This window comes from Roseobacter sinensis (assembly GCF_025755255.1).
In the GTDB taxonomy this organism is placed as follows: domain Bacteria; phylum Pseudomonadota; class Alphaproteobacteria; order Rhodobacterales; family Rhodobacteraceae; genus Roseobacter; species Roseobacter sinensis.
On sequence record NZ_JALIEB010000002.1, the window covers coordinates 229,767 to 251,848 of the forward strand.

General features: G+C 63.2%; 23 protein-coding genes. 12 read left to right on the forward strand and 11 right to left on the reverse strand.

The features are described from left to right. Window positions 1-71 precede the first annotated feature (71 nt). Entirely contained in the window at window positions 72-821 is a 750-nt protein-coding gene (locus MUB52_RS04035) for a Hint domain-containing protein (protein WP_263842910.1), read from the forward strand. On the opposite strand, the gene MUB52_RS04040 is transcribed toward MUB52_RS04035, so the two are convergent. Beyond that, entirely contained in the window at window positions 818-1,318 is a 501-nt protein-coding gene (locus tag MUB52_RS04040; protein WP_263842911.1) for an Lrp/AsnC family transcriptional regulator, read from the reverse strand. The genes MUB52_RS04035 and MUB52_RS04040 overlap by 4 nt on opposite strands. 198 nt (window positions 1,319-1,516) lie before the next feature. Here MUB52_RS04040 and trxB point away from each other — a divergent pair, with 198 nt between their 5' ends. The 3 genes from trxB to MUB52_RS04055 all read left to right on the forward strand — a co-directional run bounded on the left by trxB (window position 1,517) and on the right by MUB52_RS04055 (window position 5,881). Then, window positions 1,517-2,518: a thioredoxin-disulfide reductase gene (gene trxB, locus MUB52_RS04045; protein WP_263842912.1), complete on the forward strand. Its 1,002-nt coding sequence runs from the start codon at window positions 1,517-1,519 to the stop codon at window positions 2,516-2,518. Window positions 2,519-2,689: 171 nt separating this feature from the next. Next, complete coding sequence (locus MUB52_RS04050) at window positions 2,690-4,009, forward strand: cytochrome P450 (protein ID WP_263842913.1); 1,320 nt, start codon at window positions 2,690-2,692, stop codon at window positions 4,007-4,009. Between the two features lie 153 nt (window positions 4,010-4,162). Then, window positions 4,163-5,881: a bifunctional sulfate adenylyltransferase/adenylylsulfate kinase gene (locus MUB52_RS04055; protein WP_263842914.1), complete on the forward strand. Its 1,719-nt coding sequence runs from the start codon at window positions 4,163-4,165 to the stop codon at window positions 5,879-5,881. Between the two features lie 39 nt (window positions 5,882-5,920). Here the strand turns inward: MUB52_RS04055 and MUB52_RS04060 are convergent, their stop codons facing one another. The 3 genes from MUB52_RS04060 to MUB52_RS04070 all read right to left on the reverse strand — a co-directional run bounded on the left by MUB52_RS04060 (window position 5,921) and on the right by MUB52_RS04070 (window position 7,520). Continuing rightward, the gene (locus MUB52_RS04060) at window positions 5,921-6,802 is read right to left on the reverse strand and encodes a PhzF family phenazine biosynthesis protein (protein WP_263842915.1); all 882 of its coding nucleotides are present in this window, start codon (window positions 6,800-6,802) and stop codon (window positions 5,921-5,923) included. Between the two features lie 75 nt (window positions 6,803-6,877). Further along, window positions 6,878-7,102 (reverse strand): DUF1150 domain-containing protein, encoded by a 225-nt coding sequence (locus MUB52_RS04065; protein WP_263842916.1) that lies wholly within the window; start codon window positions 7,100-7,102, stop codon window positions 6,878-6,880. Window positions 7,103-7,106: 4 nt separating this feature from the next. Beyond that, window positions 7,107-7,520 (reverse strand): Hsp20 family protein, encoded by a 414-nt coding sequence (locus MUB52_RS04070; RefSeq protein WP_263842917.1) that lies wholly within the window; start codon window positions 7,518-7,520, stop codon window positions 7,107-7,109. 158 nt (window positions 7,521-7,678) lie between these two features. On the opposite strand from MUB52_RS04070, the gene MUB52_RS04075 reads away from it, so the two are divergent. From MUB52_RS04075 to MUB52_RS04085, 3 genes are all read left to right on the forward strand, one after another. Then, window positions 7,679-7,903 carry a YdcH family protein gene (locus MUB52_RS04075; protein WP_159980519.1) on the forward strand — a complete coding sequence of 75 codons (225 nt, stop codon included), beginning with the start codon at window positions 7,679-7,681 and terminating at the stop codon, window positions 7,901-7,903. Window positions 7,904-7,995: 92 nt separating this feature from the next. Then, a complete protein-coding gene (gene purE, locus MUB52_RS04080) occupies window positions 7,996-8,484 on the forward strand; it encodes a 5-(carboxyamino)imidazole ribonucleotide mutase (RefSeq protein WP_263842918.1) in 489 nt (162 codons plus the stop codon). Further along, window positions 8,477-9,556: a 5-(carboxyamino)imidazole ribonucleotide synthase gene (locus MUB52_RS04085; protein ID WP_263842919.1), complete on the forward strand. Its 1,080-nt coding sequence runs from the start codon at window positions 8,477-8,479 to the stop codon at window positions 9,554-9,556. The genes purE and MUB52_RS04085 overlap by 8 nt, the downstream gene beginning before the upstream one ends. 60 nt (window positions 9,557-9,616) lie before the next feature. On the opposite strand, the gene MUB52_RS04090 is transcribed toward MUB52_RS04085, so the two are convergent. The 4 genes from MUB52_RS04090 to MUB52_RS04105 all read right to left on the reverse strand — a co-directional run bounded on the left by MUB52_RS04090 (window position 9,617) and on the right by MUB52_RS04105 (window position 13,593). Next, window positions 9,617-10,762: an alpha-D-ribose 1-methylphosphonate 5-triphosphate diphosphatase gene (locus MUB52_RS04090; protein WP_263842920.1), complete on the reverse strand. Its 1,146-nt coding sequence runs from the start codon at window positions 10,760-10,762 to the stop codon at window positions 9,617-9,619. Further along, a complete protein-coding gene (locus tag MUB52_RS04095) occupies window positions 10,749-11,540 on the reverse strand; it encodes an alpha/beta fold hydrolase (RefSeq protein ID WP_263842921.1) in 792 nt (263 codons plus the stop codon). The genes MUB52_RS04090 and MUB52_RS04095 overlap by 14 nt, the downstream gene beginning before the upstream one ends. Window positions 11,541-11,717: 177 nt before the next feature. Continuing rightward, complete coding sequence (locus tag MUB52_RS04100) at window positions 11,718-12,566, reverse strand: DMT family transporter (protein WP_263842922.1); 849 nt, start codon at window positions 12,564-12,566, stop codon at window positions 11,718-11,720. Between the two features lie 292 nt (window positions 12,567-12,858). Beyond that, the gene (locus tag MUB52_RS04105) at window positions 12,859-13,593 is read right to left on the reverse strand and encodes a sensor histidine kinase (RefSeq protein ID WP_263842923.1); all 735 of its coding nucleotides are present in this window, start codon (window positions 13,591-13,593) and stop codon (window positions 12,859-12,861) included. Between the two features lie 462 nt (window positions 13,594-14,055). On the opposite strand from MUB52_RS04105, the gene MUB52_RS04110 reads away from it, so the two are divergent. Both MUB52_RS04110 and MUB52_RS04115 read left to right on the forward strand, forming a co-directional pair. Beyond that, window positions 14,056-15,960: a sensor histidine kinase gene (locus MUB52_RS04110; protein WP_263842924.1), complete on the forward strand. Its 1,905-nt coding sequence runs from the start codon at window positions 14,056-14,058 to the stop codon at window positions 15,958-15,960. A gap of 28 nt (window positions 15,961-15,988) precedes the next feature. Beyond that, a complete protein-coding gene (locus MUB52_RS04115) occupies window positions 15,989-16,429 on the forward strand; it encodes a response regulator (RefSeq protein WP_263842925.1) in 441 nt (146 codons plus the stop codon). Window positions 16,430-16,615: 186 nt separating this feature from the next. Here MUB52_RS04115 and groL read toward each other — a convergent pair whose 3' ends face one another. The 3 genes from groL to MUB52_RS04130 all read right to left on the reverse strand — a co-directional run bounded on the left by groL (window position 16,616) and on the right by MUB52_RS04130 (window position 19,508). Beyond that, a complete protein-coding gene (gene groL / locus MUB52_RS04120) occupies window positions 16,616-18,259 on the reverse strand; it encodes a chaperonin GroEL (RefSeq protein WP_263842926.1) in 1,644 nt (547 codons plus the stop codon). A 54-nt stretch (window positions 18,260-18,313) separates the two neighbouring features. Then, window positions 18,314-18,625: a co-chaperone GroES gene (gene groES / locus MUB52_RS04125; protein WP_263842927.1), complete on the reverse strand. Its 312-nt coding sequence runs from the start codon at window positions 18,623-18,625 to the stop codon at window positions 18,314-18,316. Window positions 18,626-18,827: 202 nt separating this feature from the next. Next, complete coding sequence (locus tag MUB52_RS04130; RefSeq protein WP_263842928.1) at window positions 18,828-19,508, reverse strand: DUF2161 domain-containing phosphodiesterase; 681 nt, start codon at window positions 19,506-19,508, stop codon at window positions 18,828-18,830. Between the two features lie 137 nt (window positions 19,509-19,645). On the opposite strand from MUB52_RS04130, the gene MUB52_RS04135 reads away from it, so the two are divergent. The 3 genes from MUB52_RS04135 (at window position 19,646) to MUB52_RS04145 (ending at window position 22,048) form a co-directional block, all read left to right on the forward strand. Continuing rightward, window positions 19,646-20,566: a manganese-dependent inorganic pyrophosphatase gene (locus MUB52_RS04135; RefSeq protein WP_263842929.1), complete on the forward strand. Its 921-nt coding sequence runs from the start codon at window positions 19,646-19,648 to the stop codon at window positions 20,564-20,566. A 75-nt stretch (window positions 20,567-20,641) separates the two neighbouring features. Continuing rightward, the gene (locus MUB52_RS04140; RefSeq protein WP_263842930.1) at window positions 20,642-21,514 is read left to right on the forward strand and encodes a TIGR01459 family HAD-type hydrolase; all 873 of its coding nucleotides are present in this window, start codon (window positions 20,642-20,644) and stop codon (window positions 21,512-21,514) included. Between the two features lie 90 nt (window positions 21,515-21,604). Then, a complete protein-coding gene (locus MUB52_RS04145) occupies window positions 21,605-22,048 on the forward strand; it encodes a MaoC family dehydratase (RefSeq protein ID WP_263842931.1) in 444 nt (147 codons plus the stop codon). Window positions 22,049-22,082: the final 34 nt, after the last annotated feature.

Sequence of the window (22,082 nt, forward strand, 5' to 3'; positions counted from 1 at the left end):
GCGCAGACCTGCCCTTTCCGTGATCGTCGGTGGGGGCCGACACGGATTGCGGCCGACCGAAAGAGGCCCACATGACGATCCCGCCGAACGGCAGCAGACCGCCTGCCCCCCTGCTTGCGGGTCCCCGGCCCACACCGCGGCGCGCCCCACGGATCCGGACGGTTGATGTCGCCGCCGTGCGGCCCGACGGCAGCCTCGCGATCGGCCAGCGCAAGGTTCCGGCGCTGCCGCTCTTTGACAGTGCCTTTTCGGCTCTGGCTCGCGGCACGCCGTTGCAGACACCGCAAGGGCCGGTGGCCATCGAAGACCTCAGGCCGGGCAATCTGGTGTTGACGGTCGACGGTCCACCCTGTCAGATCGTCTGGATCGGCTCAGCCACGTTTTCACGGGCCGATGTCAGGGACGGTCGTCTGTTGACGCGGGTCGTGCCCGACAGCTTCGGTGTCGAGCGGCCGGGGCGTCTTCTGACCCTTGGTCCCGCGGCACGGGTGCTGCAGACACCACCAGATCGGCGCGCCGTACCGGGCCAACGCCGCATCATGACCCCGGCAAGTGCATTCGTCGATGGGGTCAACGCGATCAATGTCCTGCCGCAGATGCCAGTGCAGATGTTTCACCTCTGCCTGGCAGAGCATGCGGCGGTGATCGCCGGTGGGCTGGAGGTCGAAAGCTTTCACCCTGGTTCGGATCTTGAACGGCACCTCTCGGACACCCTGAAGCCCGTGCTGCTCTCCGTCTTTCCCCAACTGACCGATCTGCGCGACTTCGGTCCGCTGCGCTACGAGCGCACAGCTGAGGCTGCAAACATGGACGCGGCTTAGGCCGAGGTGCTGAGGCGTTCCTCCAGAACTTCGAAGGGGACGCCGGGCTCATCCTTCGCGCAGCGGATCACCAGCGAGGTCTTCACACTCGCGACGTTTGGTGTGGTCAGAAGCTCGCCGGTGAGGAACCGCTGGAAGCTGGACAAGTCCGGGGCTGCGCATTTCAGGATGAAATCCACCTCGCCGTTGAGCATGTGGCACTCACGCACCAAGGGCCAGGCGCGGCAGCGATTCTCGAATGCCGTCAGATCTGCTTCGGCCTGGCTGGCCAGCCCGACCATGGCGAAAACCTGAACCTCGAACCCCAACTCGCGCGCATCGACCTCCGCATGGTAGCCTTTGATGTAGCCCGCTTCCTCAAGGGTCCGGACGCGCCGCAGACAGGGCGGCGCAGAGATTCCGACCCGTTTGGCCAGTTCCACATTGGTCATCCGCCCGTCGGCTTGCAGCTCTGCCAGGATCTTTCGGTCAATCAGATCTAGTCGCGTTATAGCCATTTCGCCCCCGGATTTTTCGGTTGTTATACCACCCGCCGCAGCACGCGCAATAATATTTCGCCTGGGCGCAAGATTCTTTCTAAGTCCTCACGCACGCACAACCCGGACTTGCACGCACTGCCGCAACGACGGGGGTTTCAGCGCGCGCGCTGACGCTCTATATCTCAAACGCTGCTTTGAAAAGGATTGGGGAGTGCCATGGCCGAGACGAGAGAAACACGCGTGCTGATTATCGGCTCGGGTCCTGCGGGCTATACCGCCGGTGTCTATGCCAGCCGCGCGATGTTGAACCCCATCCTCGTGCAGGGGATCGAACCCGGCGGGCAGCTGACAACCACGACCGAGGTCGAAAACTGGCCCGGCGACACCGAAGTGCAAGGCCCCGACCTGATGGTCCGCATGGAGGCCCACGCGAAGGCGATGGGGACCGAGATCATCGGGGACATCATCACCGACCTTGACCTCACAAAGCGCCCCTTCACGGCCAAGGGTGACAGCGGAACCACCTATATCGCCGATGCGGTCATACTGGCGACGGGCGCGCGCGCCAAGTGGCTTGGCCTGCCGTCGGAAGAGAAATTCAAGGGCTTCGGCGTCTCCGCCTGTGCGACCTGCGACGGGTTCTTCTATCGCGGGCAGGAAATCGTGGTGATCGGCGGCGGCAACACCGCAGTGGAAGAGGCGCTGTTTCTCACCAACTTCGCCTCGAAGGTGACGCTGGTGCACCGCCGGGACGAGCTGCGCGCCGAGAAGATCTTGATCGACCGCCTGATGAAGAACCCCAAGATTGAGCCCATGTGGTTCCACGAACTCGAAGAGGTCGTCGGAACCGAGAACCCGCTGGGCGTCGAGGCCGTGCGCCTGCGGCACAGCAAGACCGGCGAGATCACGGAAATCCCGGCCAAGGGCGTCTTCGTGGCCATCGGCCACGCGCCGGCCAACGAGTTGGTCAAGGATGTGCTGGAGACGCATATGGGCGGCTATGTGGTGACCAAACCCGACAGCACTGAAACGTCGATCCCCGGCGTATTTGCGGCCGGTGATCTGACGGATCACAAATACCGGCAGGCGGTGACTTCGGCCGGGATGGGGTGCATGGCTGCCCTGGAGGCGGAGCGATTTCTCGCAGAACAGGGCGAGGGTGAAACCTCCCTGCCACTGGGCTATGGCGCAGAGGTTGCCAACAGCGCGGCTGAATAGCGGCGCCGCGACAGCCCTTTGAGATGAAACGCATATTCGCGCTGCACGATGCCACGCCCGGGCGTGGGTGTTGCGTGCGCGCGGTGGGTTAAGGAGCCCCAAACCTCGGAACGGGATAAGTCGGTCTGCGCCGTGCCTGGCGCATTGCCCAACAGTCCGCGAGGTCTCTTCATGCCCACCAAAGCCGCGCTTGCGCATATTCCCGGCCCTCCCGCCTTGCCGCTGATCGGTCATACGCTCACGATCGCGCGCGACAGCTATGGGACCCAGCAGGAGTACATCCGCCAGTACGGCCCGGTCTACAAGACCAATATGCTCGGCGTCTGGCGGGTCAATCTCTGCGGTGCGGATGCGATGGAGCGGGTCCTTCTGGACCGGGAAAATCTGTTCTCCTCCGAAGGGGGATGGGACGCGCTGAAGCGCATCTATCCCGGAGGCTTGCTGCTTCAGGACTTCGACGCGCATCGCGCCAACCGCCGGATCATGCAGGCGGCCTTCCGGGCCTCGGCCATCCGGGACTATCGCCTGCGTATGACCGGCGCCATGGCGGAGCTGTTCGCGAGCTGGCCCGCGAATCAAGCTTTCGACTTCTACGCAGCCATCAAGGATCTGACGCTGCGCCTGGGCGGCGCGGTGTTCATGGGGCTGCCGCTGGATGGGCCGCTGGCAAAGCGCGTCAATCAGGCCATCCAGGACGAGATCCGCGCCTCGCTTGCCGTGATCCGCTGGCCGATCCCGCTGACGCCGATGTGGCGCGGCGTGCGCGGTCGGGACTTTCTGCGCGAGACCTTCCGCGCCTTGATCCCCGAGCGACGCGCCAAGGGCGGGGACGACTTCTTTTCACAAATGTGCCTGGCCCGTGACGAAGACGGCCGAGGATGGACCGAAGACGAAATCCTGAACCAGTTCAACCTGCTGATCATGGCCGCGCATGACACCACGGCAACCGCGCTGTCGGTAATGGTCGAGGCGCTGGCTTCGCACCCCGACTGGCAGGAGCGCTTGATCTCGGAAGTGGCGGGCCTTGGCGAAAGCGCTCTCGATGACGACGCTCTTGGGAAGATGGGCCAGACCAACAACGTCTTCCGCGAAGCCCTGCGCCTGGTTCCGCCGGTGCCGTTCATCCCGCGCCAGGCCACGCGCGACTTCCACTGGAGGGGCTACGACATTCCGGCCGGAACCTCTATCGCGCTGAACCCGGGCGTGACGATGCTCTCGCCCGAATACTTCAGCGACCCCACGGCCTTCGACCCTGATCGCTTCGCGCCACATCGTGCCGAGGACAAGAGCCACAAGTTCGCCTGGACCCCTTTTGGCGGCGGCGCGCATAAATGCATTGGCATGCATTTTTCGACCCTCCAGGTGAAACTCTTTGTTGCGACGCTGTTGCGGAAGCACCGGGTCCAACTGGCAGGCCCTGCCCCGCAATGGCAGCGGATGCCGATCCCGAAACCGAAAGGCGGCTTGCATATCACGCTTCAGCCGCTCTGAGCCGGTGCCGGGTCGGCAGATTGCGGCACACGGACCGGGAATCGCGCAGGACCGGGGCACTCTGTGCTTGAAAGAACCGCGTGACACGCGGTAAAGGCCAGCGGGCGACATCTTGGGGGGAGCTGCCGCGCCAGTCTTTAAGCGAGTGACGTGATGACCACTGCCAATCTCTCTCCGATCCCCGAACTCTACGTCTCGTATGAGTCCGCGCAAAAGCTCAAGGCGGAAGCCGGCGACCTCGTCAGCTGGGATCTGACCCCACGCCAGATTTGCGACCTCGAACTGCTGATGAACGGCGGCTTCAACCCGCTCAAGGGCTTCCTGTCCGAGGCCGACTACACCAGCGTCGTCGAGAGCATGCGCCTGGCGGACGGCACGCTGTGGCCGATGCCGATCACGCTCGACGTCAGTGAGGACTTCGCCGAAACCCTCGAGATCGGGCAGGACATCGCGCTGCGCGATCAGGAGGGCGTGATCCTCGCGACACTGACCGTCACGGACCGGTGGACGCCCGACAAGGCGCGCGAGGCCGAAAAAGTCTTTGGCGCAGATGACGACGCCCACCCGGCCGTGAACTACCTGCACAATCAGGCTGGCCCTGTCTATCTGGGCGGCCCGATCACAGGCATTCAGCAGCCGGTGCATTATGATTTCCGCGCCCGCCGTGACACTCCGAACGAGCTCAGGGCCTTCTTTCGCAAGGTGGGTTGGAAGCGCGTCGTGGCCTTCCAGACGCGCAACCCGCTGCATCGCGCGCATCAGGAGCTGACCTTCCGCGCCGCCCGCGAGGCCCAGGCGAACCTGTTGATCCACCCTGTCGTCGGCATGACCAAGCCGGGAGATGTCGATCATTTCACGCGCGTGCGCTGCTATGAGGCGGTGCTCGACAAGTACCCGGCGGCCACCACGTCGATGTCGCTGCTGAACCTGGCGATGCGCATGGCCGGCCCACGTGAGGCGGTTTGGCACGGGCTCATCCGCAAGAACCACGGTTGCACCCATTTCATCGTCGGCCGGGATCACGCGGGCCCCGGCAAGAACTCGGCCGGTGAAGACTTCTACGGGCCATACGACGCACAGGACCTCTTCCGCGAGCATCAGGAGGAAATGGGCATCGAGATGGTGGACTTCAAACATATGGTGTGGGTCCAGGAGCGCGCGCAGTACGAGCCCTCTGACGAGATCATGGACAAGGACACGGTCACCATCCTGAACATTTCAGGCACGGAGCTGCGCCGGCGTCTCGCTGAAGGTCTGGAGATCCCCGAATGGTTCTCCTTCCCCGAAGTGGTGGCCGAGTTGCGCCGCACCCGCCCGCCGCGGAGCCAGCAGGGTTTCACCGTCTTCTTCACCGGCTTTTCCGGGTCGGGCAAATCGACCATCGCAAATGCGCTCATGGTCAAGCTTATGGAAATGGGCGGGCGTCCGGTCACGCTGCTTGATGGGGACATCGTGCGCAAGAACCTCAGCTCGGAACTCGGATTTTCCAAGGCCCACCGCGATCTCAACATCCGGCGCATCGGCTATGTGGCCTCCGAGATTACCAAGAATGGCGGTATCGCAATCTGCGCACCCATCGCGCCTTATGCGACGACCCGGCGTGCGGTGCGCGAGGAGATCGAAGCCTTCGGCGCTTTCGTCGAGGTCCATGTGGCGACCTCCATCGAGGAATGCGAGCGGCGCGACCGCAAGGGTCTCTACAAGCTGGCGCGGGAAGGCAAGATCAAGGAATTCACAGGGATCTCCGACCCCTACGATATTCCGAAGGACCCGGAGTTGCGTGTGGAGACAGAGAATGTCGATGTCGACAGCTGCGCGCATCAGGTCTTGCTGAAGCTCGAAAGCATGGGGCTGATCGCCGGCCGCGCCTGAGACCTGCATCGCCAACCAAACAGGCCTTCGCCGGGCGCGTCAGACCGCGTCAGGCAGATCAACCGTGCCGGACATCACGATCACGCCCTGACCGGACACCTCGACGCCTGTAATGGCATCGCGCGGGCCGAGCACGCGGACCTGCGCCTGCCCCGGACGGCCCATCCCATGCCCCTGTTCGGCCACGACCTCGGGCGTGTCGATCAGGCCGTGACGCCACAGATAGGCCGCCATCGCGCCGGTGGCCGAGCCGGTGAAGGCATCTTCGGCCGGGCTGGGCGGCGCAAGCAGCAGGCGGCTGTAGGTGTCGCCCGCGGCGGTCGCGCCGTCCAGCGTCACCCAGAAGGGCTCCAGCATGTTGAGGTCGGGTTGCGCGAGGTGGGCACCGAACGCCGCGAGGGCCTCGACGTCGAGGCGCAGACGCTCCAGCGCCGCGCGATCCTTCAAGACGGTGATGCAGAACGGCAGCCCGGTCGAGACAACCTGTGGCGGCGCAACGATGTCCGATGCGGTGATGCTGCCCACTGCCGCTACGATGTCGGCAGGAACGGTGGGCCCGAACACGGGCGCTATCTGCGTCATCTTGACGGTTGTCCCGGACACCTCGACCTGGATGATGCCCGCGCCTGTCTCCAGCGTCAGCGGACCGTCCTCAATCAGACCGCGGGCGCGGGCCGCGACGGCGGTTGCGACCGTCGGATGACCTGCAAACGGAATTTCCCGGCTGGCGAGGAAGTACCGCACGCGCAGATCGGCGGAGTCCGACGGGCCGGTAAAGGTGCACTCGACCAGTGACGTCTCGCGGACATAGGCCATGCAGACGTCCTCCGGCACCCCGGCACCGCCATGGACAACGGCGCATCCATTTCCGCCAAAGGCGCGGTCGGAAAAGGCATCCACCCAATCGAAATCGAACTTCAAACGCGGCCTCCTCAGACACGAAAGGCCGCACCCCGGCGCGGCCCCTGATCAGGATCGCTGTTTGTCAGGCCCGCGTCAATGAACCGGGACCGGCGCATAGTCGTGCTGCCGCGCCAAACGGAAGGCCAGATTTCGGTCGGCCACCAGCGCCAATTGCTGACCGTCGCTATCGTGGACAGCGTAAAGCTGGCTCAGATCGCCGGCCTGATCGCGCACCTGGCTTGGCAAATCGGTCACATCAACGGCCTTGACGTAAACGATGCGGTTTTCCGCGGGCATTGTTTCGAACTGTTCTCGCATATGCTTACCCCTTCTTGATGTTGATCGTCTGAACGACGGTTTGCGGTTTGGCGCGGCTCAGATCCACGTGCAGCAAGCCGTTCTCCATGATCGCCTCGCCGACATCGACACCATCGGCCAGCACGAAGCTGCGCTGGAATTGCCGCGCAGCGATGCCGCGATGCAAAAAGACGCGTCCTTCGGTGTCTTCGGACTGTCGCCCCCTGATCACCAATTGGCGGTCCTCCACGGTGATGGACAGATCATCCTCACCAAAGCCAGCCACGGCCAGGGTGATCCGGTAGGAGTAGTCAGAGGTCTGTTCGATGTTAAAGGGCGGATAGCCCTCGTTGCCGGACTTGGCCGTACGTTCCAGTAGGCGTTCAAGCTGCTCGAACCCCAACATATGGGGGTAGGAAGCCAGGGTCATTTTCGTCATGCGACACGTCCTTATCAGTCAAGCGACAGTCTCTTGCGGGTCCCGTTTCGGCGGCCCGCACAGCAAATATGGGAAGCAAAGGCACCGGACGCAAGGGCTTTGCGGTGCGAAGGTGAATGCTTATTATAGGGGGAAGAGAGCAACGGAATCATGATCGCATGAACGCCCCCACCGACCTGTCGATGAAAACCGACGACGTGCTGCGCGTGGAGCTCGCGGTGTTCAAGCGCGAGCATCGGGATCTGGACGAGGCGATCCAGGCCCTGGCCGAGAAGGGCATGGGCGATCAGCTGACCCTCCAGAGGCTCAAGAAGCGCAAGCTTCGTCTGAAAGACATCATCGCCCAGATCGAAGACCGTCTGACCCCTGACATCATCGCCTGAGATCCCCGACAAAGCACAGGCGGGCGCATTGCCCATGCGCGGCGTTTGGCTATAGTGCCGCTTCCAGACGTCGGGCCGAGGGAGCCTTTGAAATGACCACACCCCCCGTTGGGATCATCATGGGCAGCCAATCGGACTGGCCCACGCTGTCGGAGGCGGCCAAAGTCCTGGACGACCTCGGGATTCCCCACGAAAAACGCATCGTTTCCGCGCATCGCACGCCAGACCGCCTTTGGGACTACGGGCGTTCGGCCGTAGAGCGGGGCCTGAAGGTCATCATTGCAGGTGCGGGCGGCGCGGCGCATTTGCCGGGCATGATGGCATCCAAGACACGGCTCCCCGTCATCGGCGTCCCGGTTCAAACCAAAGCGCTCTCTGGTGTCGACTCGCTGTACTCCATCGTACAGATGCCAAAGGGTTACCCGGTGGCGACCATGGCCATCGGCAGCGCAGGCGCGGCCAATGCCGGGCTGATGGCTGCCGGTATCCTCGCCCTGCAGGATGCCGATCTTGCGACGCGGCTGGAGGCCTGGCGCGCCGCCCTCTCCGCCTCCATTCCGGAGGAGCCCAGCGATGACTGAAGCCCTGCCGATGGGCGCAACCATCGGGATCCTCGGCGGCGGCCAACTGGGGCGCATGCTGTCGGTGGCGGCCGCGCGGCTCGGTCTCAAGACCCATATCTTCGAGCCCGGCGCGGACCCGCCGGCGAGTCATGTCGCCCAAGCACTGACAACCGCGCACTACGACGACACGGCCGCGCTGACCGGTTTCGCGCAAAGCGTCGATGTGGTGACCTATGAGTTCGAGAACATCCCCACGAGCGCCCTGGATGTGATCGAGGCGATTGTGCCGATCCGCCCGGGGCGGGAGGCGCTGCGGGTGAGCCAGGACCGGCTGACCGAAAAGACATTCCTCCAAGATCTTGACCTTGCGGTCGCCCCCTTCGCCGATGTGACGAACCAGGCCATGCTGACCGAAGCTGTGGCACGCATCGGGGTGCCATCCATCCTGAAGACGCGCCGCTTCGGCTATGACGGAAAGGGCCAGGCGCGGCTGACATCCGCGGACAATATCGACCACGCCTGGGCGCAGATGGCGGCCCAACCCGCCATCCTCGAAGGCTTTGTCGATTTCACGCGGGAGGTTTCGGTCATCGCGGCGCGCAGCGCGCAGGGTGAGGTCGCCTGCTTCGACCCCGGCGAAAACCTGCACCGCAATGGGATCCTGCACAAAACGACTGTGCCCGCTCGGCTGAGCGCTGCGCAAAGGACCGATGCGGTCCTGATTGCGGCGAAAATCCTGAACGCGCTCGACTATGTGGGGGTCCTCGGGGTTGAGCTCTTCGTGACGGACGGGGGCCAGATCGTGAACGAGATTGCCCCGCGCGTGCACAATTCCGGGCACTGGACGCAGAATGGCTGCGCCGTGGATCAGTTCGAGCAGCATATCCGTGCCGTGGCGGGGTGGCCCTTGGGCGACGGCAGCCGCTATGCCGATGTGACGATGGAAAACCTGATCGGCGCCGATGTCGAGAACGTCGCCGCATTGGCGAAAGAGTCCGATGCGGCGCTGCATCTCTACGGCAAGGCCGAGGCCAAGCCGGGCCGGAAGATGGGGCATGTGAACCGGATCACCGGATCGCCCAGCAGCTGAAACACCTCGCCTTGACCTTGAAAACCTGGTGCGCCGGACTTCGCGCAAAGGCAAAACGCTCTAGGCGGCGAAGACGCGCTCTGCAATGTCACCCGAAAGATAGCTGAACCGTCCGCGCACCATGGTGGCCGCCACGCGGTATGTCGTGGCGTCGAGCACCACGATGTCGGCGCATTGCCCCGGGACGAGCGTGCCGCGGTCTTCCAGCCCAAGGAGCCGCGCGGGCCCTTCGGACACAAGCCGCCAGGCGGTGGCGAAGTCAACCACCCCGCTGTCCGCCAGCATCAGCGCGGCCCGCCGTGGGCTCGGGTAGTGGTAATCGGAAGCCAGCGCATCGCAAAACCCCATCGCAATGAGGTCCAGAGCCGACACATTGCCATTATGCGACCCACCCCGCACCACGTTCGGCGCGCCCAGCACGATACCGTCGCCATGGGTCCGGGCGGCCTCTGCCGCCTCCTGGGTCTCGGGGAACTCGGCGATGGTCGCACCGCGTTCGTGCCATTCGAAACGCTCCGCCGCGGTGGTATCGTCGTGGCTGCCCAGGCGCAGCCCGCGTGACCCAAGCTGTGTGCAGAGTGCGTCGAGCGCCCCCGGCACCTTGTGTCGCTGCGCATGCAGGCGCTGCATCAGGGCGAAGTGATCCTCCGGGTTGCGGCCCGCTTTCAGGGCCTGCCCCACCATACGCGGCGGTGTGCGACCGTCGGCCAACCGGGCATGCGGCAGGTGATCGTTGAACACGATGTAATCGACGCCCCAGCGCGCAAGACGCTCGGGCAAGCTGTCGTAGAGGTCGAGCAGATGGGTCTCGAATCGCAGCTGAGGCCGCAGGTCCGTCACCAGCGTCGGCGCCGTTTCGGCAATCGCCTGGAAGACCTCGTCCGCGAACTCGAGCCCGCGCAGCCCGCCTTCCCAACTGATGAACTGAGCCAGCACGGCCGTTGTGATGCCATTCGCGGCGAGCTCCGCTTCGACCGCGATCAGCCCTTCACCCATCTGCTTCATGGCGCCCCGTCGCGGTGCAAGGTGCCGCTCAAATCCGTCGCCATGCGCATCGACGATCCCCGGTAACACGAGATAACCTTCAAGCGACACAGGTCGTCCCGCCGGCGCGTCGCTGATCAGACCACCGACAATGTGCAGCGCCTGCCGGTCGAGCCCTTCCGGTCCCAGCACCTGCGCGCCTTGCAGATCAAGGTCGGCCAATCATCTCACCCATGCTGAGCACACAGCTGCCGGCGGGGCAGCCGAGCTGGGACAGCACCGCATCGAACCACGTCAGCGAGCGATCGAACCGGCCGGTGTTCAGAAAGGCGACGGTCTGCGCGATGACCCGCGGGTTGTTCATCATGAAGGTATGTGTCACGGGCAGAACGATATGGTCGTTCATGCCAGCGACCCGCGTCGAGGCGACCGAGACCTTGCCGTCGTCCCGGCCCGGGATGAGCGACGAAAAGTAAGGGTTCAGAGACTGATCGCCCGCGATCACCCCAAGATCGAAGGTGACCGCCGGCAGGCTGCGCGGCAGATCGTCCGGGCCCGTACCAAGCTGCGCTCCCGCTGGCCCGCTGATCCAGTCGAAGGCCTCGATGTTGTCAAGGGCGTCCACCACCTCGCTGCCCTGGTTTGGCGGCGCGAGCATGACCACCCGGCCCACCCGGTCCGGCGAGGTTTCAGCGACCCACTGCCGCAGGAGGATGCCGCCCATCGAGTGGGTGACAAAATCGATAGTCTCGCGGGGGCCGCAGCGCGCGACAGCCTTCGGCAGCGCCTGTGCAGCAAGCTCTGCGACTGGCGCCTGGGTTGAGGGGTAGCCGGGGCGCACAACCGTGTAGCCTTCGGCATTGAGCGCGGCCTCCATCAGCGCAAAGGAGAACTCCGTTCGTGCCAGGCCGTGCAGCAGCACCGCGCAGCGCGCATCGGCTGCACCTGCCCAGAAGGCGAAGGCCAGAGCGGCCAGGAGTGTCCTCGACAGCGTGTTCATATCTTCGGAGATAGTGGCATTGTCGGCCTGACAAAAGCATAACGTCACGCCCAAGCGGCAAAAGATCCGGCTTGGCACGGTTTTGAGGGATGGGCCCGGCCGTTTGAGGCTCAGGGTTCGCAGAACGATGAGACCTGCAGCGCCCGTCTGAGACTGCAGGTCACCCGAGGCGCCCGATCAGGGCGTGCGCTTGGAGCGGGCACCAGTGGTGATGGCCAGAGCAATCCCGCAGATCACGAGAGCCGCGGCACCGGCGACAAGCAGGCTGATCTCCTCGCCCAGCAGAAGGGCGCCGGCGACCAGAGCGATGATCGGCACGCTGAGCTGCACGACCGGGGCGACGTTCTGCGGCAGTCGCGGCAGAACCGTGTACCACATGGCATACCCCAGCCCCGACGTCACACCACCGCACAGCACCGCCAAAGCCCATCCGGTCACGCTTGTCTGGGTTGCGAAGGCAAGCAGCAGAACAACGACGATCGGCAGGCAGAGGATGAAGTTCCCTGTGGTCGCGGCGAGCGGGTCGGCCTCGGCACGGCCCGACACGGTGTAGGCGGCCCAGCCCAGTCCGGCCAGTGTCATGAAGCCCGCCCCCAGGATGTCGGACTGGCCGCCGGGACCGGGCCAGAGCGCGAGCAGCAGCCCGACGAACGCGATGCTCGCCCCGAAAATCTGCCGCGCGCTCGGCTGCATCTTGGTTGCTGCCGCATGGCCGAACATCGAGATCTGCACCACACCGAAGAGGATCAGGGCGCCCAGCCCCGCATCGAGCGTCAGATAGGCCAGCGAAAAGCCGGCCATGTAGATGGCGAGGCTGATCGCACCGATGACCCGGCGGCCTTGACCAATTTCGATCTGCCCGCCCCTGGCCTTCAGGATCAACGCGAGCGTCACGGCGCCTGCGAGAACGCGAACGATCGCAAAGCTGTTGGGATCCATATGGCCGCCATCCACCGCGAGGCGCGTCAAAAGCGAATTGGAGGCAAAAGCCATCATCGTCACGGTGGTGAGCAAAAAGAGCTGCATTGACGCGCCATATCCTGTCTGATGAAGCGCGCCAACCCTTGCTGTCGAGCCCGTCTCAAACGGAACCGATCGGCTTGGCCCCCAGCGCGATCAGGATCCTCCGCCAAGGTCTGCTGACGGATGCGGCAAAGCGATATATCTCGTCATGGTCTTCCTGTCGCGGAGGCCATCCCGCATGACCTTTTGGCGATCAAGGGATCGCCCTTCCGAAGCGGGACAACAAGAGACAAGATCTTCAGACCCGGATTTGCGAGAGACAACACGCGATGCGTTCGATCGTCGGTGATGCAGCTCAGACCGGCCAGCGCACCTCGAAGGTGCTGCCGCGGGCAGACCCCGTGTCGAGGATCGCCACATCGCCGCCGTAAAGCTGGGCGATCTTGCGGGTGATGGCGAGCCCCATTCCGCTGCCCTCGACTTCATCGCGCGGCCGCAAGGTGGTCATCGCGCCGAAGATGCGATCGTGAAACTTGGGCGGTATCCCCGGTCCGTTGTCTTCCACGGATAGAACCACCTCGGCCCCCTCCGTCCTGCAGCTCACGGCGATCTTTCCAACCGTCCGGTCATTGTGCTTGATCGCGTTGGACAACAGCGCGGTCAGCAGCGTGAGAACGTCCCGCTCTCCCAGCCGGAAGCGGTCGCAAGACAGATCGCGTTCGACGGTGAACCCGGCGGGAACTGCAATCTCGTCGAGCACCTCGTCGAGCGCCTGCTGCAGATCGACCTCGACGATGGCTTGCATCCGTCCGACGCGCGAAAACGTCAGCAAATCGACCAGCATCCGATCGAGCCGTCCGGTGTGGCGGTTCATCAACTCGATGCTCTCGCCCACGGACCCGTCGAGCGGCACACCGGCTTCAGCCAGATCTTCGGAAATCCACTGCGGCAACTCGATCAACGCGCGCACGGAGTTGCGCACATCGTGGCTGATCAGATAGATGAACTCCTCGAAATCACCGGAGACCGGCGCGGCGGGGTCATGATCGGCCACTGCGGCGTTGCTGGTCGGACGAGCGGTGAATGTCATGCAACTATATCCTGATCTGACTGCATCGCCGGAAGACTATCGGCGACCCTTGAAGACAGCGTTAAGATCAGTCGCAGTCGGGGGCGCTGGTCTCGGAGGTTCTGAGGTATGGGCAGCGGATGGGTGTCGCGGAACTCGTGTCATGGCTCGATCTGCGCGGCACGGCCGCCCGGCTCGACGCGTCAGCGCTCACCGAGAAAAGCGTGCGAAGAGACTGCGCGCCGGGCGTATCAATGCAATCCTCGACGCAGCGCAGGGCCCTAGAGACCTTCCGCTTGCCGGGCTTCAGCGGCAGGACTGTATCAGGGCACGGGATGGCCACTGGGTCCTGCCCGACAACCCTGAGTCCGGCGGGCTGCACTTAAGCTGGACTTAATTCTTAGGGCTTATTTGTGGCGTGTGATTGAGCCAAGGACACTCCTTTCTGCAAAACGCAGCCCGCTTTCCGGGATCGTCGCCCGCTTGCGGCTGCTCTTGCTGGTGGCCGGCGGGGTGACTGTTGCGGCCTGTTTCGCCGGATTCACACAGCTGCGCGAGATCTCCTCCGCCCATGGCGCCCTGACACAGGACGCGCTGCCGGTTCTCATCCAGACGCAATCGGTCGAGCGTGATCTCAGCGACCTGTCTATCGCGCTTGAGCGGGCAAACTCGGCGCAGGGCGCAGCACAATTGATCGTGGCAAAGCACAATCTGATCGAGCAGATCGAGACCGTGCGCGAGCGCGTCATCGGCGTGACGCGAACCGAACGCGGCGCAGGGGTGAGCCTGCGGATGCAGGCCGAACTTGCGCGACTGGACGCCTCCGTCGGGCAATTGCTTGCGCACCAGAACCTTCTCTTTGAAGCCGAAGACCGGATCGCAGCGCTCGACGCGGACCTGATGCGCGCCGGTGCTGCCGCTCGGGACGCGCTGGAAGGGCTGCGCGTTGCTACAGAAGCGCAGATCGAGGCAGTGATGGGCGAGCTGCGATCCGGCACGGGGCCTGGGGCCGGAGGTAGCAGGCAGCCGTTCTCGGATCTCTTTCTGGCCGCACGCAGCCTGACAGGTCTCTCAGCCGAAATCGATGCCATCTTGACCCTGTCACGCAGTGACCAACAGCTTCAAACCTCAGGCGATTTTAACGAGATGCGCGATGAGGTCGAAGCCCGTCTGACCGGAACGGCAGAATTGCTCGCTCGACTCGACCCCAGCGCCGATCTTGCGGGTCTGATGGGTGACTTGAAGCAATTGGTTCTGCAGCAGGACGGGCTGATCGCGATTGCGGAAGCGCGGCTGCGTCAGGCGAACGACGTGCTGGCGCTCCGCCAGTCGAAGCTCGAGATGTCTGGCGACGTGTCTCAATTCATTGACGAGATGCTTTCCGATGCGCTGAGTTCGGTCGCGGAGCGGTCGCGCAATCTCGATGAGGCCACGCGGCTGCTCTCTATCATCCTCATGGTTTGCCTCTTCCTCGCGGCCACAACGACGCTGATCGGACACACCGTCATCATCGAGCAGCAGATCAACCGTCGGGTGGCGCGCCTGAACGATGCCGTCAAGGCCATCGCGAATGGTGATTTGGACCATCCGATCGACGTCAGCGGCAATGACGAGTTCGGCGACATCGCCCGGGCGCTGCATGTCTTTAAGCAGAATGCGGAGGAATTGAGGCGGTCGAACACTGATCTTGAAAGATTTGCCTATGTGGCCGCGCATGATCTGCGCGCCCCCCTGCGCGCAGTTCACGACCTCAGCGAATGGACGCTCGAGGACGATCAAAACGTGCTGACCGATGAAAGCCGGTCTTATTTGCTGATGATGCAGGCGAGGACAGACCGGCTCGACCGGCTGCTGGTCGATCTGTTGGACTACGCACGTGCCGGGCAGGAGCAGCAAGATCTGGGTGAGGTCGATCTCGCCGCCCTCGTGGAGCAAGTGACACATATGCTTGCGCCGCCCCACGGACTGACCGTGAGGTTTACGGGGCCCGCGCGCGGCGCCCGAACCTACGCCACGCCACTGAAGCAGATCCTGATCAACCTGATTTCGAACGCGATCAAGCATCATGATCGGGCCACCGGCTCGATCACCGTGTCAGCTGCCTTTCAGGGCGGGCGCCTGATGGTCGAAGTCACCGATGACGGGCCCGGCATTCCCCTGGCTTATCAAGATCGGATCTACGAGCTTTTCCAAACACTGAAACCGCGCGATGAGGTCGAGGGCAGCGGCCTTGGCCTCGCAATCATCCGCAAGATCCTCGACCGGTATCGCTCCGAGCTTACGCTGCAATCAAACCCGGAGACTGCCCGCGGCGCCACCTTCCGCTTCGATCTACCGGCCGAAGAGATCATCGACGAAGACGCCACCGCGCAGGCCAATGCGGCCTGACGGAACCGGATCGAGGAGCACACAGAGAGTGACGCAGGACATCACGGAGGCCGCGACATTTCTGCTCGTCGACGATGATGCCATCAGCATCATGGCCATGAAACGCGCGCTGAAGAAACTGAAGATCGTGAACGAGACATTGGTCGCGAAGGATGGCCAGGAGGCTCTCGACATCCTGCGCGCCGCCGCGGAGGTCGCCGGCAACAGGCTGCCACCCTTCATCGTCACGCTCGATCTCAACATGCCGCGGATGAACGGGCTCGAATTCCTCGAAGCCGTCCGGGCCGACCCGCGGCTCCATCGCCTTGTGGTCTTCGTCTTCACGACCTCGGACATGCCGGGCGACATTCGGTCAGCCTATAGCAAGAACGTGGCCGGCTATCTCGTCAAAGACAATCCCGGAGAGACCTTCGCCAAGGCGCTGGAGATGCTGGGCAGCTACTCGCGGATCGTCGAACTGCCCGCCTAGAGCGTTTCGCCTTTGAGCTGAAACAGCGTGTCTCACCTATTGCGTTGATTTCATTGAAGTCAGGCAATGCTAGATGATGCAGGTTTTGGCCGAATTGCTTCAACGCCGGAGCGGTTCGGGGCTGACGAAGGAAGAAGGGGCGCACCGGATGGTACGCCCCCGCTGTGTCAATCGGACCGGCCGAGCTTACATCATGCCGCCCATGCCGCCCATGTCGGGCATGCCGCCACCGGCGGCTGCGCCCTCTTTGGCGGGCTTGTCCGCAACCATGGCTTCGGTTGTGATCAGAAGTCCTGCGATCGAGGCGGCGTCCTGCAGCGCGGTCCGCACCACTTTGGCCGGGTCGATCACACCGAAGGCGAACATGTCGCCGTACTCTTCGGTCTGCGCGTTGAAGCCGAACTTCATGTCGTCGCTTTCGCGAATCTTGCCCGCGACCACCGACCCGTCGACGCCTGCGTTCTCGGCGATCTGACGCAGAGGCGATTCCAGCGCCTTGCGCACGATACCGATGCCGACGTTCTGATCGTTGTTGGCACCTTTCAGTGCGTCGAGCGCCTTGCCCGCCTGCACCAATGCAACACCACCGCCGACAACGATGCCTTCCTGCACCGCTGCACGGGTCGCGTTCAGAGCATCGTCCACACGGTCTTTGCGCTCTTTCACTTCGACCTCGGTCATACCGCCAACGCGGATCACTGCAACGCCGCCCGCGAGTTTCGCAACGCGCTCCTGGAGCTTCTCACGGTCGTAGTCGGAAGTGGTCTCTTCGATCTGAGTCCGGATCTGAGCGACACGCGCTTCGATCTCGGCTTTCTCACCCGCACCGTCCACGATGGTGGTCTCGTCCTTGGTGATCTGCACCTTCTTGGCCGAACCCAGCATGTCCATAGTGACGGACTCGAGCTTCATGCCCAGATCTTCCGAGATGACCTGACCGCCGGTCAGGATCGCGAGGTCCTGCAGCATCGCCTTGCGGCGATCGCCGAAGCCGGGTGCCTTCACGGCGGCAATCTTCAGACCACCGCGCAGCTTGTTGACCACGAGGGTCGCCAGTGCTTCGCCCTCGACGTCTTCGGCGACGATCAGCAGCGGCTTTTGCGACTGGATCACCTGCTCGAGCAGCGGCACCATCGGCTGAAGCGAAGACAGCTTCTTCTCGTGCAGCAGCACAACGGCATCTTCCAGCTCGACGGTCATCTTGTCGGAGTTGGTCACGAAATAAGGGCTGAGGTAGCCACGGTCGAACTGCATGCCTTCGACGACGTCGGTCTCTGTTTCCAGGCCTTTGTTCTCTTCGACGGTGATCACACCCTCGTTGCCGACTTTTTGCATCGCGTCTGCGATTTGCCGGCCGATTTCAGCTTCGCCGTTGGCGGAAATGGTGCCAACCTGGGCGACTTCGGCGCTATCGCTGACATCGCGGGCCGCTGCCTTGATAGCCTCGACGACCTTGGTGGTTGCCAGGTCGATACCGCGCTTGAGATCCATCGGGTTCATACCCGCAGCAACCGACTTCATGCCTTCCTTGACAATGGCTTGGGCCAGCACGGTCGCGGTTGTGGTGCCGTCGCCGGCTTCGTCATTGGTACGCTGGGCCACTTCCTTGACCATCTGCGCACCCATGTTCTCGAACTTGTCTTCCAGTTCGATTTCCTTGGCCACGGACACACCGTCCTTGGTGATGCGCGGTGCGCCGAAGGATTTGTCGAGAACCACGTTGCGGCCCTTGGGGCCCAGCGTGACTTTGACCGCGTCGGCGAGGATGTTGACACCCTTCATCATCCGGTTGCGGGCATCGGCATCAAACTTGACGTCTTTTGCAGACATGTTTGTCTCTCCGTTCTTTGAAAATTTCAGATAAGATCAGACGATCCGGGGCGTTCAGGCCGCTTTCGCCGCCGCCGACGCTTCGATGATCCCAAGGATGTCGCTCTCTTTCATGATCAGCAGCTCTTCGCCGTCGAGGGTGACTTCAGTGCCCGACCACTTGCCGAAGAGGATCTTGTCACCGGCCTTGACGGCCATCTCGATCAGCTCGCCGCTGTCTTTCCGCGCGCCAGCGCCAACAGCAACGACTTCACCTTCGGATGGTTTTTCCTTAGCGCTATCGGGGATGATCAGCCCGCCAGCGGTTTTTTCTTCGCTTTCAACACGGCGCACCAGCACCCGGTCATGAAGTGGTTTGAATGCCATCTTTGCAGCTCCCTAAGCTCAAAGTTACTCCCGTTTGATCCGGGCCGCCGATTCCCGTGACCCGGATCGTTAGCACTCAACACTTCTGAGTGCTAACGGCGCATAGCTAGGGAAGTCCCGGCGCTCTGTCAACCGATGGTTTTGTGAAAATTCGGGGCTTTGCGCGATTTTTTTCCGCTGCTGTGCAGCATCGGCGCGCGACCTAGTCTGCCCCAAGAAAAGCTGCACTGTCGCGCGCAGCCGCGGCCCCCTCGGGGGTCAGGCCGTAGACGCCGGTGTCCACGCGTTCGAACCAGCCGTAGTGGTCGTCCGCCATCATCCGCGTCGCCTTGTCCACGCCGGTTTCGCGCGCCACTTCGGCGCCCTTCGTGGCACCCGCCTCAAACAGATAGAGCGCGAGCTTGAGCGCATCCTGACGGTAGGCGGTGACCAGCCCGGAGCGCGTCTGACCGCCCTCGTTCGGGTCCCCTTGGCGCCGAGCGAACTCCCGCAGCAGCGCGCCTTGCCGGGCCTTGGCAATCCGCGGCCGGTAGGGGCCGGGGTCGCAATGCACCTGCACCAGCCCGTCCGACAGCCGCACCGTGATCAGCCCAAGGCCAAGGCGACGCGCCAGCTTCAGGTTGTCCTTGATAGCCTTTGCAAACCGCTTGCCCGGCTGATGCGGGACCGCGAGGTAGACAGCATCGGTCAAGGACTGGCGCGCGGTGCCCTGATGAAAGAGCGACAGCGAGAACCCGAGCTTGAGCTCGACAACCACGGGCGGTTCTGCCCCGCGTAGCGCAACCACGTCCGCCGCACCGACCTCGGATTTCACCACATAGCCCTGGTCCTGCAGGAAGGTTTTGATCGGCGGGTAGAGGTCCGTTTCACGCAGCTTCGACATGCGCGCAGCCTAACACCGCGCAACACGCCGCGCCAAGCGGCAACGCGGGCCAGACCAGCCACGCGCAGGGCGTGACAACCCCCGTCCGCGCTCCTATAAGGCGCCCAAATCGACCCTTCAGATCGCAGGAACACCGTATGACGACGCTCGTTTTTGGCCACAAATCTCCCGACACCGACAGCACCGGATCGCCGATCATCTGGTCGTGGTACCTCAACCAGATCAGGGGCGTCGAGGCCAAGCCCGTGCTGCTGGGGGAACCCAATACCGAGGCGCTCTTCGTGCTGAAGCGCTGGTCGCTGGAAAAGCCCGAGATCATCTCGGAGGTGGCTGCCGACACGCCCGTGGTGATTGTGGACACCAATAACCCCGCCGAGCTGCCCGCCGGTATCAACGACGCCGACATCCAGGGCATCATCGATCACCACAAGCTGGTGGGCGGGCTGGAAACCAAGGGCCCCATCGATATCCGGATCGAGCCACTGGCGTGTACGGCGACCATCATGTGGAAGATGATCGGCAAGGACATGGCGCAGGCGCCCACCGAAATCAAAGGCGCCATGCTCTCCTGCATCCTGAGCGACACGCTGGAGTTCCGCAGCCCCACCACCACGCAGGAAGACACCGCCATCGCGCATGATCTGGCCAAGGATCTGGGCGTCGATATCGCCGAATACGCCGCCGAGATGTTCGCGGCGAAATCCGATGTGTCCGCCTTTTCCGAAACCGAGCTTCTGCGCATGGACAGCAAGGAATATGAAGTCGGCGGCAAGCAGTTCCGCGTCTCGGTGCTCGAAACCACGTCGCCCGCGCAGGTGCTCGACCGCAAGGATGCGCTGATGGCCGCGATGCCCGGCGTGGCAGAAGACGATGGGGCCGATCAGGTCTTGCTCTTCGTCGTCGATATTCTGAACGAGGAGGCCACGCTGCTCGTGCCGAACGACCTTGTGAAATCCGTGGCTGAGAAGAGCTTTGGCGCCTCAGTCGCCGGCGACACCGTGGTGCTACCCGGCATCATGAGCCGCAAGAAGCAGATCATCCCGAACCTCAAGGTCTGAGCGCCTCGGCCCGCTGAGACATGCGGCGGGCACCACCGGCCCATGGGCCCGTCTGCTGTTTCTGAAGGAGCCTCCATGACCCGGATCATCACCCATCTTGCGGAGATCGCGACCCAATACGACGCGCTCTTTGTCGATCTGTGGGGCTGCGTGCACAACGGCGTCAGTGCCCTGCCCGAGGCGGTCGCCGCGTTGCAAGCCTATCGCGAGAGCGGCGGCAAGGTGGTGCTGGTCACCAACTCGCCGCGCCCGCGCCTTGGTGTCGAGAAACAGCTGAAGGCCTTCAACGTACCTGACAACAGCTGGGACACCATCGCCACCTCCGGTGACAGCGCGCGCTCGGCCATGTTCCGCGGTGTGGTAGGTGAGAAGGTGTGGCACATCGGCTATCCGGGTGACGAGCGATTCTTCGAGCCCATTGGTGTGGTGCAGAACCCGGTCAACGTGCAATCGGTGCCGCTGGATCAAGCGGAAGGCATCGTCTGTACCGGCCCGCGCGACCCGCTGGCCGACCCGTCGGTGATGCGACCTGAATTCCTGATGGCCAAGCAGCGCGGACTGAAACTGCTGTGTGCCAACCCCGACATCATCGTCGACCGCGGAGAGCAGCGCGAATGGTGCGCAGGGGCTTTGGCGAAGCTCTACACCGAGATGGGCGGGGAGAGCCTCTACTTCGGCAAGCCGCATCCGCCAATCTACGATCTGGCGCGGCGGCGGCTCTCTGCACTTGGCGTGGATGTGCCGGACAGCCGGATTCTGGCGATTGGCGACGGGGTGCTGACCGACATCGCAGGCGCCATGGGCGAAGACATCGATTCGCTTTTCATTTCGGGCGGTCTGGCTGCGGCGGAAACGAAGACCTCGACACAGCCCGACCCGGATGCTCTAAGCGCCTATCTTCAAAAGGAAATGTCCAGTCCGACCTATGTGATAGGGCACCTGCGCTGACCTATTTTTCGCTTGATTTTCTGCAATTGCGAAGTAATTAAGTTTCAACAGCTGTGTCGTAATGATTAGAAAATTACCGGAAGGGTCATCATGTTGGACAATCTGCCGCGCGGAACCATCTGCATCGAAGATATCGAGATGGGGATGTCGCGCTACCTGCAAAAGGTGGTGACCGATGAGGATATCGAGATGTTCGCGCAGATCTCGACCGACCGGAATCCGGTGCATCTCGACGACGATTATGCCCGCGACACGATCTTCGAAGGGCGCATCGCGCACGGCATGCTCACCGCGGGACTGATCTCGGCGGTGATCGGCGAACAGCTTCCGGGCCACGGCACCGTCTACATGGGGCAGTCGCTGAAATTTCTCGCCCCCGTCCGCCCCGGTGATCTGGTGCATGCGGAGGTCAAGGTGATTGACATCGACGTTTCCAAACGCCGCGTGAAGCTGGACTGCCATTGCGAAGTGGACGGCAAGAAGGTTCTGGTCGGCGAAGCCATGGTTATGGCGCCTTCGCGCAAGTTCGACTGATCCTGCCAAAGCCGCACCGAGCGGTTTGAGCCCG